12 protein-coding genes are annotated in these 13,525 nt (G+C 69.4%); 4 read left to right on the top strand and 8 right to left on the bottom strand.

Features of this window, described 5'->3' with window-relative positions; translation table 11 throughout:
* Window positions 1-7: 7 nt before the first annotated feature.
* The 8 genes from HUA74_RS42085 to HUA74_RS42050 are packed head-to-tail and all read right to left on the bottom strand — an operon-like array spanning window position 8 to window position 6,647.
* Window positions 8-196: a hypothetical protein gene (locus tag HUA74_RS42085; protein ID WP_174459086.1), complete on the bottom strand. Its 189-nt coding sequence runs from the start codon at window positions 194-196 to the stop codon at window positions 8-10.
* Between the two features lie 3 nt (window positions 197-199).
* On the bottom strand, window positions 200-1,099 hold the full coding sequence (locus HUA74_RS42080) for a hypothetical protein (RefSeq protein WP_174459085.1): 900 nt from the start codon (window positions 1,097-1,099) through the stop codon (window positions 200-202).
* A 4-nt stretch (window positions 1,100-1,103) separates the two neighbouring features.
* Window positions 1,104-1,613, bottom strand: coding sequence for a phage tail protein (locus tag HUA74_RS42075; RefSeq protein WP_174459084.1), 510 nt, complete (start codon window positions 1,611-1,613; stop codon window positions 1,104-1,106).
* Entirely contained in the window at window positions 1,610-3,118 is a 1,509-nt protein-coding gene (locus HUA74_RS42070) for a phage tail sheath protein (RefSeq protein WP_174459083.1), read from the bottom strand. The genes HUA74_RS42075 and HUA74_RS42070 overlap by 4 nt, the downstream gene beginning before the upstream one ends.
* A 37-nt stretch (window positions 3,119-3,155) precedes the next feature.
* Window positions 3,156-3,611: a phage tail protein gene (locus HUA74_RS42065; protein ID WP_174459082.1), complete on the bottom strand. Its 456-nt coding sequence runs from the start codon at window positions 3,609-3,611 to the stop codon at window positions 3,156-3,158.
* 17 nt (window positions 3,612-3,628) lie between these two features.
* The gene (locus HUA74_RS42060; protein WP_174459081.1) at window positions 3,629-5,290 is read right to left on the bottom strand and encodes a phage tail sheath subtilisin-like domain-containing protein; all 1,662 of its coding nucleotides are present in this window, start codon (window positions 5,288-5,290) and stop codon (window positions 3,629-3,631) included.
* Between the two features lie 11 nt (window positions 5,291-5,301).
* Window positions 5,302-6,039 carry a hypothetical protein gene (locus HUA74_RS42055; RefSeq protein WP_174459080.1) on the bottom strand — a complete coding sequence of 246 codons (738 nt, stop codon included), beginning with the start codon at window positions 6,037-6,039 and terminating at the stop codon, window positions 5,302-5,304.
* On the bottom strand, window positions 6,036-6,647 hold the full coding sequence (locus tag HUA74_RS42050) for a DUF4255 domain-containing protein (protein WP_174459079.1): 612 nt from the start codon (window positions 6,645-6,647) through the stop codon (window positions 6,036-6,038). Before HUA74_RS42050 ends, HUA74_RS42055 begins: the two co-directional genes overlap by 4 nt.
* 501 nt (window positions 6,648-7,148) lie before the next feature.
* Here HUA74_RS42050 and HUA74_RS42045 point away from each other — a divergent pair.
* The 4 genes from HUA74_RS42045 to HUA74_RS42030 all read left to right on the top strand — a co-directional run bounded on the left by HUA74_RS42045 (window position 7,149) and on the right by HUA74_RS42030 (window position 13,281).
* Complete coding sequence (locus HUA74_RS42045) at window positions 7,149-7,508, top strand: transposase (RefSeq protein WP_174459078.1); 360 nt, start codon at window positions 7,149-7,151, stop codon at window positions 7,506-7,508.
* Window positions 7,509-7,907: 399 nt separating this feature from the next.
* Entirely contained in the window at window positions 7,908-12,554 is a 4,647-nt protein-coding gene (locus HUA74_RS42040; RefSeq protein ID WP_174459077.1) for a DUF4157 domain-containing protein, read from the top strand.
* Window positions 12,555-12,563: 9 nt separating this feature from the next.
* A complete protein-coding gene (locus HUA74_RS42035) occupies window positions 12,564-13,010 on the top strand; it encodes a hypothetical protein (protein WP_217443712.1) in 447 nt (148 codons plus the stop codon).
* Between the two features lie 28 nt (window positions 13,011-13,038).
* Window positions 13,039-13,281: a hypothetical protein gene (locus HUA74_RS42030; RefSeq protein ID WP_174459075.1), complete on the top strand. Its 243-nt coding sequence runs from the start codon at window positions 13,039-13,041 to the stop codon at window positions 13,279-13,281.
* Window positions 13,282-13,525: the final 244 nt, after the last annotated feature.

The raw sequence follows: 13,525 nt of genomic DNA, 5'->3' as shown, positions 1-13,525 counted from the left end.
CCGGTCCTCAGTCCGCAGTGAGCCGCGTCCGACGCCAGGCCCTCGTCCGGAGCTGACGCTCCAGCGCCTCGGCGTGCTCGGGGCCAGGCGCGCCGCCCGGTGGAGTGGCCTGCGCCGTGCCCGCCTCGGGGGGCTGCTGCGCGGAAGGACTGTCGCTCACGCTCCCCACCACCTCACCAATCGAAACGATGCCCATGGCTCACTCCTCCTCGAAGCGCATGCGGACTCGCGTGTTCCCACCCAGGCGCGACCCTCGGCTCAACATCCGTCCGCCCAGCTCGAAGGTGGCGCCGTCCTCCGTGGCGTGGGTGTGCGTCTCCACCCGCTGCACCAGTCGGCTCGCATCCAGGCGCACGGTGGACGCGCTGACGGAGGGCATCCGCAGGCCGGAGAAGGCACCCCGCAGCGAGGGGAGTCCGCCTGGGCTCCCTCCAATGCCCACGCTCGCGAAGGCCGCCGGCGGGGAGAGCGTGGCGGACACGTCCACGGTGAGCACGGGGGCGCTTGGAAAGCGCATGCTCAGCTCGCCATTCATCGCCGCGATGGCCCGCCCCGCGGAGGGCGCGCCCGCCTGGGTGGCGGTCGTCGTGGTGGAGCCGCCTCCGGGCGGTCGAGCCACCTGGGACTGGGAGTCGGCCCCGGCCTCGGCGGGGCTCCAGCCGGCTGCCTGTTGTCCCGGCGCGCCGCGCGCGAAGATGTCCTCGTCCTGCGTCATGCCCAGCGAGACGCTGGAGCGCAGCGGCACCCCGTCCGAGGAGAAGAAGTCGAGGGTCTCCTTGTAGGAGTCCACGATGCCCTCGAACTTGAAGGCGCCCCACTCGAACGCGACGAACGGGGGCGGCTTGCCCTTCTCGCCGAGCAGCCGCGCCACCTTCACCGTCGTGTCGCACACGTTGTCGAGCGTGTCCGTGGTGTCGAAGACGAGCTCCACGGCGAGCTTGGCCGTGCCCTCGTTGACCACCTGCCGGCCGCCCTGCTTCTTGCTCTTCTTCTCGTTGAGCTTGGTGGACAGGGTGAGCTGCAGCGAGGCCGGGTTGAAGTGCACCTCGATGGGGGATTGCCCCTTGGGAGTGAAGGTTGCCTTGGTCGGCGCGCTCATGGGGTCACTCTCCCGTCCCGGGTTGGGACTCGAGGAAGAGCCCCTCGTGGGCGAGGTGCAGTTCCTCGATGCCCACTTCGGTGGCCCTGGCGTTGAAATCGGCGGCCTTGAACTTGATGGGCATCGCCCGCTCCAGTCGCCAGGTGAGCAGGACCTGTGGCTCTGACGCGTTCGGCGCCGGCATCGCCTTGAGCAGGATGCGCACCGTGCATCGGTGCCTGGTGTCGCCGGTGGCCACGCGCTCGAACCACTTGAAGAGCCGGCCGTCGCGGGAGATGCCGCGCTTGAGCACCACGGTGGCGAACGTCACCGGCCCCACCCGCTGGATGGCCCCGTAGTTGTTCCCGCCCGACTTGATGACCTTGGGCTCCACGGTGGCTTCCAGGCCGGTGCACTCCGAGAACGCGCCCGCCGGGGCCGGGCTCAAATCGCCCCCGTCGCCATGGAGCGGCTGCTCCTGGATGGAGACCTCGAAGCGGAAGGTGAAGAGCGGCTCGAAGGGCTGGGTCGTCATGCCGCTCCCTCCGGCGACAGCGAGAGCACGCCTTCCTCGGCCATCGTCAGGACGACGTGGATGCGCTCGAGCGCCGCGGCGGCGTCGAACTCCACCTCCGCCACCAGCCGCCCGGCGTCCAGGTCGTCCTGGGTCATGGTGGTCCTGTCGCAACGGACCCGGAACGCCTCGCGGGGGCTCGTGCCACGCAGCGCGCCTGCCTCCCAGAGGCGGACGAGCAGTCCTTCGATGCGGTACACCAACTCACGCCAGGTGCGCTCGGCGGAGGGCTCGAACAGCGTCCGCACCCCGGCGCGCCGCGAGGCGCGGATGAGCACGGAGAGCAGCCTGTTCACCCCGGCCTGTCGCCAGCTCTCGCTGGGGCTGGTGGTGACGTCGGAGAGTAAGCGCAGTCCCCCGGCGGTGTGGCCCAGCAGGCTCACCCGCTCCAGCCAGGGCTTGTCCGGGCCCTCACCCCATCCTGCGAGCGGGCGTTGTGTGAGGGCGCTTCGGTCCAACAGGGGGAACAGCTCATCGACATCCGCGAGCGCCGCGTTGAGCGCGCTGCGGAAGGTGCCTCGCAGGAGCGCGCCCCGGGCGAGCACTCCCGCCAGCAGGCCCTCGGGACTCTCCAGCGCGCCGGGCAGCCGGGCCGAGCCCGGGGTGCGTGCCCACGGGTAGACGAGTTGGACGAAGGCGCTCTCGATGAGCCGCAGGTGACCCGTGGCGAGCAGGAAGGTGTAGGCGTTCTCCTCGGCCACCCAGTCGCGTCCGTGGGCGTGGGCCACGGCGTCGGGGTGGGGGAGGGGAATGGCGGCGACGAGCTGCACCTCGCGCACGTGGCGCGAGAGCAGGGCCTTCACCCGCATCAGGAAGTTCGCCCAGCGCGTGTAGCCCTCCGCGTCCGCGCGGGGCGTGGGCCGCGTGGAGAGCTGCTGGTCCCCAGGGGTGGGGGCCGGTGTGGAGCACTCGACGAAGACCTCGGGGCTCGACGGCGGCGTGACGGGCGGCGGTAGCGGGTCCTCGTCCACGGCGAACAGCGCGGCGAGGTCCGGCATGCACAGGAACGACACGTCATCCAGGCCGAGCAGGTGCGCGGCGCCCTTCCACGTCCCGCGCTCGTGCGGCGAGGCGTCGAAGAGCGCGCCGGTGCCGGGGAGCAGCTTCTGCGCGAGTGCCGCGCGCTCCGCGCGTGGGGCCTGGTCGGGCCAGGGATTGCCCGCGCGGACGACGTAGCACTTGCGTCCGCCCTGGGTGAAGAACGAGCGGACCGCGGCGCCCAGGTAGGTCCCCTCCCAGGCGAACAGGCGCGCGAAGTCGCTCCAGCGCTCGATGGGGACCGGCACGTTCTCCAGGTCCGACAGCGGCGCCGTGCTCCAGCCGTGCTCGACGAGCCACTGCTGGATGTCCCGCGGGACGGGCGTGCCCGGGGTGCGGCGGACGAAGCCCACGAAGCAGGCGAGGTCCGCGCGCTCGGGCGCGCTCACCGGAGCGCGTGTGTTGACTTCGAAGACGAGGCCACTCATCCCAGACTCTCACCCGTCCCGCGAGAAGGAGCTTCGGCTACGTCACGTTGGGGAAGCCCGTCAGCACGTCCTCGGCCGACAGCACCAGCTCCTCCATGGCGACGTCTCCGCCGCCCTTGGCCGCGAGCGTGGGGCCCGTGTACTTCATGGGCGTCACGTTGATGAGCTTCCACGACTGCACCGGCGTGCGGGCCTCGTCCATCAGCGTGATGAGGATGAAGTCCTTGCGGCCGTTGACGCCCGTGGCGCGCACCGCCTCGATCCACTCCCAGATGACGCGGGAGGCGACGAGGCCGCGCTTGAGGGTGACGTCGCCCGTCTTGTAGATGCCGGGCACCTTGCGCACGTGGCTCTTCGGGTCCGTGCCTTCTCGGTACTCGGCCATCGTGAACTCGGTGTTCAGCCCCGAGGCATCCGAGAAGCCGCCGAAGGAGTCACCGCCAAAGCTGACTTCGAAATTGAATGCACCGTAGGGCGTGGGGCGCGTGCTCATGTCCTGGTTCCTTTCCCCTAGCTGCGGGCATCAGCCGTCTTCTGGCCGATCCGGAAGATGACGAACTCCGCAGGCTTCACGGCCGCCACGCCGACCAGGCAGATGAGCCGGCCATTGTCGAGGTCGTCCTGCGTCATGGTGCTGCGATCACAACGGACGAAGAAGGCCTGCTTCGGATCGCCACCGAGCAGCGCGCCCGAGCGCCACTGCGTCTCCAGGAAGCTGCCGATCGTCTCCCGGATGTTGACCCACAGCCGCTCGCCGTTGGGCTCGAAGACGGCCCACTGCGTGCCCACGTCGATGGAGCGCTCCAGGAAGTTGAAGTAGCGCCGGATGTTCAAGTACTTCCACTCCGGGTCGGAGCTGGCCGTGCGAGCGCCCCAGACGCGGTAGCCGCGGCCCGGGAAGAAGCGCAGGCAGTTGATGCCCAGCGGGTTGAGCACCTCCTGCTGCGCGAAGTTGACGTCCGTCTCGAAGCGAAGCGCGCTGTTGACGACCTCGTTGGCGGGCGCCTTGAAGACGCCGCGCTGCACGTCGTTGCGCGCGTAGATGCCGCTGATGAATCCCGAGGGAGGGAGGGCGATCTCCTTGGGGATGCTGTCGTCGCCCGCGCGGGCCAGGGGGTTGGCCACCACCACCCACGGGAAGTAGAGCGCCGCGTACTTGGAGTCGATCTGTCCGCGCCACTCGCGGACCTGGCTCAGGCCGAAGCCCTCGGGGGTGTCCAGCACCGCGACGCGGTAGGCGCGCCGCTTCTCCGCGGAGGTGATGAGCGCGTTGCGGACGCCCGGGCCAGTGGTGGTGCCATACGTCGAGGAGCCCGGAGCGGCGATGATGGAGATGTCCTCGATGGCCGCCAGGGCCGCGAGCGCCGCCTCGTACTGCGCCGTGTTGGGCGCGTCGCCGTCGAGGCCCCCCGTCAGGGTGAAGGTCTGGGGCAGGGTGCCTAGCGCCGACTTCAGATCTCCACCCGCGGGCGGGGTGGTGCCGGTGAAGTGGACGGCGAACTGCCGCTGGATGGTCTCGGACAGGCGGGTGGGGGTCTCCGACAGCACGCTGCCGATCCACCGGGGATGCTGGGGATCCAACCCCACGTCCTCGTACGTCACCTCTCGGCCGGCACCATCCCGGGTGCGGATGGAGAGCGTCACGAGGTCGCCGGCTGGCGTGTTGGGCAGCGCGGGGGCCCAGCCGCTGGCGCCCTTGAGGTGCGTCACGGGAATGGCATCGTTCGTCACGAACACCGAACCCGTCGGGGCGCGGTCCAGCGCGATGGGGCTCGCCGTGCGCTGCATGGCGCTGACGGTGATGGTGCCGTTGCCCCCGCGTCCCGGGAAGCGCGCGACGAAGCTGTGCCCGCTGGCGCCGATGGCCGCCGAGGCGAAGCCCGCGTCCGCGGACGTGGTGACGACGCGCGAGACGTAGAGGCGTGAGCCTCCCTCGTTGAAGTAGGCGCGGACCGAGTGCGCCAGGTAGTTGGTTCCGTACGAGAGCGGGTCCAGCCCTCCGTAGATGCGCTCGAAGTCCGCGAAGCTGGTGAGCAGCTCCGGTGTCCCTCCCGAGGGGCCGGTGAGCGTCGGACCGACGAAGCCCGTCGTGCTGGTGCTCACCCCTTCAATCGACTTGGCCCGGAAGCTGGTCTCTTCGACATACACCGCTGGTGCGAGGTATTCAGGCATGAGGCCCCCCTCTATGAAGTCGGGATCTGGATCCGACGGTGAATCTCCAGGCCGGAGGCAACCTGGAGGGTGAGTGGCAGCAACGTGAAGCTGGCATCCGGGACGTCCGGGTCAGGCGGTCCCGCCCCGCTCGGCGTGGGCGCCGCCTCCAGGGTGGCCGGGAAGTTCGTGTGGATGAGCGCGTCATCCTCATCCTGTCCCCAGCGGATGATGGGGATGCGGGGGACCAGGAGCAGCACCTCGCCGCGTGCGTCCGACAGCCCGAGTCCCACCGTGGACGGACGGTCCGGGACGTCGACCTTGATGCGAATCACCCAGTGCGCCAGTGGCTGCTCGTCGCCGTCCAGGAGCGACAGCCGCACCACCGCGCTGCCCGGTGCGGGCCGGGCCGTGGGCGCCAGGTACATGCGGACATCCACTGGCGTGAAGACGGAGCGGCTGGGGTCCGGAGGCGTTCGTGAGGCATCGCGCGGCAGCTCGAGCGAGACGCGGCGGGGAAGGTGTCTTCCGCTTGGATCGGACACGGTGAGCGCGAACGGCGTGGTGGCTGGCGGCGGGGGCGTGTCGAAGCTGCCTGTATAGGCTTCGAAGCCCGCGGCCTGGGTGAGGACATAGAGCGAGCGCGGGTTGCGCACGACGCGGGTGGAGTTCCCGGAGACGGTGAGCGGGGAGGTGAGGGGCTCGAAGGTCTCCCCGTCCAGAAAGCGGAGGGCCGCGAGGATGCGACTGTCGATGGATTCCCACATCATTGCGCCTCCCCTCGTTCTCCATAAGAAAGACGTCGAGCGACGACTGGCTTTGCCGCGAGACCTTCCGCGACATCGATTCGGATGACGCGGGCGATGTAGGAGACGCTGAGCGTGTAGGGGCGCTGGAATGTGTCCCAGATGCGCATCAGGTCCTCGTTGCTCAGCTCCGCGGGGATGAGCTGCACCATCTCCCCCGGCCCCCAGCCTCCGTCCTCGTTGAGATCCGACGCGCTGAGCGTCTGGTGGGTGTGGAGCAGGTTCATGGCCCATCCCAGCAGACGGTGCTCGTCCTTCGCGTCCTCCGCCCAGACCGTCAGCAGATAGTGGAGATCCAAGGCGAGGGGTGGATGCGTCGACGCGGAGCCCCCGGTTGCGGGCTGGTTCCGCAGGTGCTCATTCATTGTCACGCGATACAGATACAGCGTCAGTGCGGGCCGGACGGGCTCGGTGGCGTTGGGCCCACCTCCCATCTCCTTGCTGGAGAAGAGATTGAAAGCCTGGACATTCGGGAGTTTCGCTCGTTGCTCGGCCGGCAGGCTTTCATAGGCGTGCCTGAAATAGGAGACAAGCGATTCACCAATGGAATGAATTGCGAACAGGTTCGCCACGCCGCCCCCCTTTCGGTCCTGAATTCCAAACGCACTTTAAGTGAATCTATTTCCGAAATTCAAACAGATTCTTTTGCCTACTCATGGAGTGAGGTGTCTTGATGAGATGTCATGCGCAGGTTCTGGCGCACCGCATCGAATGCGCCTGTGATGGAGACGCATGAGATTGAGATCCTTCGTCAGAAGTTGTCTCGAATGACGTTGAAGTGGAGGACCTGGTGGATGCGCAACGTGCGTTCCGGACTGGCGAAAGAGGATTCCGGAAGCCGTTCATGTCGGGAGGTGGGAGGTGACGTGGGTCCGGTTCGGAACGGATTTCCGTTTTGATAGGTGTGATTGAATTTCGCGGTAATCTTGTCTTGTGTCAGGAATTCGCGTTCGCCGTGGAGGCGGCTTCGTGCCGGGGGGTATGGCTTTGATGTCGCCGCGCTTCGCCCGTGCGTGGCCGGGGGTGTTGCCCCGGAGGTCAGGAGTCTGCGGGCGGCGAGGGGCCCGCGCCTCTTGGACCACAGCCGAGCCACCACGCCAGTGACGAGCAGGAACAAGCCCAGCCAGCTCAGGACGCAGCCGAGTCCAGTCTGGGACGGCCTCAACCAGCACCACAGTGCCGAGACGCTCGACTTCGTTGCCTGCCACCCCGAGGACTTCCGACTTGAGCGGCTGCCAGGAGATGCGCCAGACCTCAATCCCGAGGAGGGCTGCAACGGCGTGGTGAAGGCGGAGCTCCGCAATGCCACACCCGACTCTGTCGCCGAGCTGCGTGCCCAGGCACGCGCTTCATTCGTGCGCCTGGGCCACCGTCACGACATTCTCGCCGCCTTCTTCCAACACGCAGGCTTGCGCCTTACCGGACTTCCCTGAAGCCGGTTAGACCCCTTTAGAATTGCCACGAGCTACCGCGCGCCACCGCCGACCTCTCGCTGAAGACCCGTCCGAGACTCCCTCATGTCCCATGCGTGGGCATGAGACTGTTCGCATCACACATGCCTCGGGTCCCGCCTCGACACGACGGGAGCATCGCACCACCCTCATGGGTAGGAGCGCCCCACTCACCAGAGCAGCTGGAGGTTGCTCCCTGAGAGGATCTGACCATGAGCACGCGTCCTGGACCCATTCCCACACACGGCGCCCCAGCATGGGCAGACGCACACCGGCGCGGCTTGAATACACATCACGTGTGGGATTGACACGCCCAGCGATTCGGGCGTTTCCTGACGGACAGTCAGCGGTGACAACGCGACACGCAGCAGGGGGACTGCCGTGGATTTCGCTCGCGCCAAGAAGCCGGAGGTGAAGCCCGCGCCCTTGGATGCCAAGGCATCCAGGCCGAAAGCCAGCGCCACGGACCCGAGCGTGCCGCTCTATCTGCGCGGGCCGCTGGGGTCGGCCGTGCCAGCGTCCGACGCCGCCACGCCACCCCAGTCCTCCTCCTCGGGCGCTCCGGATGCGGGCCTCCCCCTGTACCTGCGCGGAGCGATGGGCCCCGGCGCGGTGCCACCGCTTCAGGCCAAGCTGGCGGTCGCGCCCGCGAAGAGCGCGCTGGAGGAGCAGGCGGACCAGGTGGCTCGCACCGCGTCGACGCCAGCCTCCAGCGCCTCGGCGTCCGCCACACCGCCTCGCCCCCCCGCGACGCCCAACCGCCTCACGGGCACCTCGGGCGAGCCATTGAGTCCCCGGGTCCGCGAGCGCGTCGAACCGGTCGTCGGGCGCGACCTCGCGGATGTCCGCGTCCATCAAGCATCCGACGACCGCGACGCCGCCCAAAGCATCCGGGCGCGTGCCTTCACCCACAAGGAGCACGTCTTCCTGGGGCGGGGAGAGAGCGCGGAGGACGTGGAACTGCTCGCCCACGAGATGACCCACGTCGTCCAGCAGACCCAGGGCGACGCGCCCCCGGTGCAGCGCAAGCCGGCCGACTACCGCCAATCCGAGGACGGCACGGGGCCCGCCGCCCGAATGCGGGCGCGCATCGACGAGGAGCTCGCCGACGAGGACGTCCCGGACGAGCAGCCCGACATCGACCGGGGTGAAGTCGCGTCCAAGAGCCACGGACTCCAGCCCCAGGCGCGCCCGGACGTGGACAGGGCGGCGCAGGAGCGGCCGGGCGTCCAGGCCGCGGCGACCGAGACGGCGCAGGTGGTCGACGCGCCGGCCCAGGCCGAAGGCGAAGGGGAAGGCGGCAAGGGAAAGAAGGGCGAGGCGGGAGGAGGCGAAGCGGCGGCGGGAGACGCGGAGCAGTCGGCCGCGCAGGACGCCTTCTCCATGGCGGCGGCCGAGCCCCAGCCCCTGGTGCCCGCTCCGGTCGCGCCGGTGCCCCAGGTGGCGCCCGTGGACGCGGGGGGACAGGCGCTGCGGCCCCCGGAGAACATGGAAACGGCCATCACGGAGATCGCCGAGGCCACCCAGGGCATGCGCGACGAGGGCACGGGCCTGCAGGAGGTCGCGTCCAACGAGCGCGCCAACGCGCGCATCCTCGAGGGCAACCTCAACCTGGTACGCAAGGGCGTGGCGCAGTCGGACCTGGGCGTCACGACGTCACAGGGCCACGCGGCATATCGGCGCACCGTCATGGATCAGGGCCGCGCCGCCCTCGGCGTGTCGCGGCAGAAGACCGCGTGGGTGGCGGAGCAGGCGCCGCAACACCTGGGCAAGGCGGACGCGGGCCGCGAGGACTCCGCGGGAATGGCCGAGGAGTCCTCCTCGCTGTCGGCCGAGAGCGCGGCCAACACGCCGGACGACGCCGAGGCCGCGGAGAAGGCCAGCGAGCAGCGCGGCGAAATCAACCAGGCCGGCGGCGACGTCAACAACATGGACCGCGCGTTCTCCGGGGGCCAGGAGCGGGCCCGGGGGCTGTCGGCCGACGCGGCACAGGCCGCGAACCTCAACACCCAGGCCGAGGCGAAGCTCACCGAGAGCACGAGCGTGCTCCAGCGCACGGACGAGAAGCTGTCGCAGATGCGCGAGCAGACCGACGGAGCCCGCGCCCAGGTCGAGGCGCTCGCGGATCGGCCAGGGGAGATGGCCGCCCAGGCGGACGAGACCGAGGCCGAGGGACGCTCCGTGGTCGAGCAGTCGTTCACCGTCGAGGAGCGGCTGCGCGAGGAGCAGGAGACCCACCGCCAGAACACGGCCGCCATCCCCGAGGAGACGCCCGAGGAGCGGGCGCTGCGCGAGGAGGAGGGAATCGAAGCGCCACGCCTCGAGCCGCAGCCCCCCGCGCAGCCGGAGCCCGCGCAGCCCGAGGAGGGAGCAGCGCCGCCGGTGGCCGACGGCGGGAAGGCCGCCGCCGGTGCGCGTGACGGCGCTCCGGCCGAGGCGAAGCCAGAAGGCGAGGCCCAGGCGGCGATGCAGCAGGCCCAGGCCACCGCGGCGGAAGGGGGCGAGTTGCAGCCCATCGCGCCGCGGCCCCCCAGCGAGGCGGGCGCGGAGACGGTGGTGCAACGCCAGCCCCAGGCGGGCTACGAGGACCGGTGGAGCTTCGACCCAGCGGGGCCGATCGCCAGCCACATCCCGAAGGTGCTCGGCGGCACGGCCCCGTCCGAGGGCGAGCCGCGCGTGAGCCGCGAGGAGTTCGAGGCGCTGGAGCTGAAGCGGCGCCAGGACGCGGTGGTCGAAATCCAGAAGATGGCCGGCAAGCCCTTCGAGCAGACCACGGCCTGGGAGCGGCGGCGCATCGCGCTGCGGATGATGGGGCGGAACCTGTGGGCGAAGCTCTCGGGCATCCCCTGGCCAGGGTTCTTGACGTTGGCGGTTGGGTTGGTGAACCCGGTGACGCCGCTGCTCGGCGTGGTGTCGGGCTTCGGGATGATCGCATCGGGCGCGGCGAACGTGGTGAACATCCAGGCCTGGCAGCGCGACCCCATCGGCAACCTGCTGAAGATCGCCGCGGACATCGCGACGGGCCTCACCATCATCCTCGGCTCCATCACCGCGCTGGCGGCGGTCATCGCCGCGTTGTGCACCGCGCTCATCCTGGTCACCTTCGGCATCCTCGGCCCCGCGCTGGGTCCGGTGGTGGCCTTCTGCGCCAGCGTCATGGTGACGGCGGGTGGGTGGACCATCGCGGTCGGCAAGTTCGCGCTGCTCTTCCAGTTCCTCTGCTTCCTGAAGAACCTCTACGAGGCGGGCGTCGCGCGGAACGCGGAGGAGCTGCAGCGCTCGTCGGACCGGATGTCGAGTGACGTCTCCGCCGCGGGCAACGTCCTGCTGCAGATGGGCATGGCGAAGCTGGCCCAGGTGGGCGGCCGTGGCATGCAGCGGGGCATCATCCGAGCCGGGGGCGGCGCGCGCTGGGGAGGCGGGCTGACCACGCGGCTCGGCACGGCGGTGCGCGGCGCGGGGCGAAGCGTCATCCGAGGAGGCAACTTCGCGAGGATGGGAGCGGCCGTCCGCCGAGGACTGCCCCAGGTTCCTGGCGCGGTGGGACGCGGCGTGCGGAGCATCGGCGGGGGCATCCGCAACATGCCAATGCAGGCGGTCGCGGCGGCGCGGGCCTTGCCGGGCGTCATCGGCTCGCCGTTGCAGAGCATGAGCCGCGCGTTTGGCTGGGGGATGTCGCGTGGCTACCTCTTGGGTCGGGGTGTGGCGCCCGGTCTCGCGGGGGTGCGCGCGGCGGGTGCGGAGGGCGCGCTGCTCGCCCGGATCGAGGCCGGCGGACTGAGCGCGTCGGCGGCCCAGCGCGCCCTGCGGGTGTGGGAGCGCGAGGGGCTGGAGATGCTGCTCGCGGACGGACTGAGCGCCGCGGAGATCAACCTCCTCACGCAGGTCTCTCAAGACGCGCTGCGGAGGCTGTTGTCGCGGTACTCGGCGCGCGAGCTCGTGGACACCGCGGCGCAGGTGGGCCCACGGGGCCTCGAGGTCCTGGCGCGGCTCGATGATGCGGTGACGCGGCCTCAGCTCGTCTGGGCCATGCAACTTTCCGCCGCGGAGGCCGAGGCGCTGCTGCGCCAACTCTCCGTGGCCGCGCGCGCCGCCATCATGGACATCTCGGCGGCCGAGGCACGCGATGTGATTGCCGCCGTCGGCATCGGCCGGGTGAACACCGCGCTCGGCCTGGGGGCGACGGGGCCAGTGCGTGGCTCGCATCTGCAGGCCCTGCTCCAGCGGGCGCCGGTGCGCATGGCGGAGGATCTGCTCGACTCGGCGGGAGGCGCCTCCGGCCGCCTCGTCCGCCTGGCACGGGTCGCGTATGGCCTAGAGCCAGCGGAGGTGCTTCTCCCGGGCGCGCCAGTGACCTCCGGCACCATCATCCTGGACAGCAACGCGCGCGTCGCCATCGACAACCTGTTGGCGGGCGTCCACCCGACGACAGGTGCCCCCGGCATCCGCTTCGCGGACCTGGCCATCAGCCATCGGGATGCCATCAACGGCCTCCGAAATGCTCGGGGTCTAGGGCCCTATATCGACCCTCCAGATGGCGCGACCCCAACTCTCGCAGACATCGTTGGACCCGACGCGGACCTCCGCCTCTCACCACTCGCTGGCGCGGAAGCAGTCGGGGGACAGACTGTGACTGGCCGCCCATCGCCATCTCTCCCGAGCCTCCAGGGCATCACCCCCGACCGCACCCATCCTCGCTATCGCGCGGCCCTCGACGAATTGATCGCCGCGCAGGTCGGAAAGGGGAAAGGCGGAGTGGACCGCGGAATCATCGTGGACGCATTGTTCGCGGACACCACCCCAGGCGCGGTGCCGCTCATCATCTCCGTGGACGAAGATCTCGCCATTCCCCTCGCTCGGCAATTCGGAGTGTCGCCCAGGACATTTTCTCCCCTCTCCAGCGACGGGCTCAAAGCCCAGTTGGTTCAACGCTATCCCGAGGGTTACTTTGTCATTCAAGTCCAGGGCCGCAGCTTGAAGATCGTCTTCGGCCCTCCGACAGGACGTCCCCCCGTGCCACCCAACTAGGAGTCCATGATGGCCTACGTCGTATGGTTCCTGACTCCGTTGACCTGTCTTCATTGTGGTGCGCACACGGTCGAGGATGAGACGAATCTGCATACCTCGGACCTCCGCTGGGATCCGGAGAGCATCAACGTTCGGCCGGGCGAACTCCTGGACACAGGACTCCAGGAGTTCAGCGACGCATATCTCAAGCTTCGGGACCCCGTCGGAACAGAGGACGTTCACGCGCTCGAGCAATGGAGTTGCGGAGTGTGCCACCGGGCTCAGTGGGCACGCATCGTCCTCCGATACGTGGACCCGAAGCACTATCGGTTCGTCTCGGCGGAGACGGTCGCCTTGACGCCCGAGGTGATATCCGCTGCGCACTACATCTCGAGCCACCTCGACTGGTGGGTGGAGACACATCCAGGTGAGGAGTCGGAGCGAGTCCTGCCGCTCCTCAAGCACCTGCTCACCTGACACCGGTGGTCCTCTGGGAACGCACCCGATGCCCCTCGAGAAAGACAGTCATGGCCGATTCGTCGTGAGCCTCTTCGGCTTGCCACTCTGGGCGCTCCTCCTCGTCGCGCTATCCATCACGGGCCTCGTCGTCGCGGCGGCCCGGCTCGTTGAGCCCCACCCCGTGACACCGCCGTGGCTCACGGACGCCATCCACCTCGGAGGCTGGGTCTACCTGGCGCTGGTCCTCGTCGCCGTGACGAGCTGGCTCACGCGTCGGAGGAAGCGCTGAGCTTCGCAATGTCCGCGCCAATGTGGCGAGGTCCTCGTCAACCTGGTTGAGGAGTTGCGGATAGCGCTCCGCCAAGGGTGAGGACTTGTCGGCGCCGGGCCGGGTGGCGAAATCCAGGGTCGTGTCCCTATAAGTGTGTAGTCGGCGAGCAGGGATGAGCGTGAAAGAGGGAAGCTCCTCGGTGAAACCAACCGAGACGGTCTCCCCCTGGCAGGGGAGCCGAGGAGTTCCCGCCGTGGACGAT

The sequence above is a fragment of the Myxococcus sp. CA051A genome (assembly GCF_013336705.1).
Classification (GTDB): domain Bacteria; phylum Myxococcota; class Myxococcia; order Myxococcales; family Myxococcaceae; genus Myxococcus; species Myxococcus llanfairpwllgwyngyllgogerychwyrndrobwllllantysiliogogogochensis.
The sequence above is the reverse complement of the archived record's forward strand: the minus strand, read 5'-3'. Positions and strand labels throughout refer to the sequence as shown.

Bases quoted from the DNA above. Each gene is read 5' to 3' on its own strand.
- HUA74_RS42060 (WP_174459081.1), bottom strand. From the start codon at position 5,290: ATGCCTGAATACCTCGCACCAGCGGTGTATGTCGAAGAGACCAGCTTC.
- HUA74_RS42080 (WP_174459085.1), bottom strand. From the start codon at position 1,099: ATGAGCGCGCCGACCAAGGCAACCTTCACTCCCAAGGGGCAATCCCCC.
- HUA74_RS42030 (WP_174459075.1), top strand. From the start codon at position 13,039: ATGCCCCTCGAGAAAGACAGTCATGGCCGATTCGTCGTGAGCCTCTTC.
- HUA74_RS42065 (WP_174459082.1), bottom strand. From the start codon at position 3,611: ATGAGCACGCGCCCCACGCCCTACGGTGCATTCAATTTCGAAGTCAGC.
- HUA74_RS42055 (WP_174459080.1), bottom strand. From the start codon at position 6,039: ATGATGTGGGAATCCATCGACAGTCGCATCCTCGCGGCCCTCCGCTTT.
- HUA74_RS42035 (WP_217443712.1), top strand. From the start codon at position 12,564: ATGGCCTACGTCGTATGGTTCCTGACTCCGTTGACCTGTCTTCATTGT.
- HUA74_RS42070 (WP_174459083.1), bottom strand. From the start codon at position 3,118: ATGAGTGGCCTCGTCTTCGAAGTCAACACACGCGCTCCGGTGAGCGCG.
- HUA74_RS42085 (WP_174459086.1), bottom strand. From the start codon at position 196: ATGGGCATCGTTTCGATTGGTGAGGTGGTGGGGAGCGTGAGCGACAGT.
- HUA74_RS42075 (WP_174459084.1), bottom strand. From the start codon at position 1,613: ATGACGACCCAGCCCTTCGAGCCGCTCTTCACCTTCCGCTTCGAGGTC.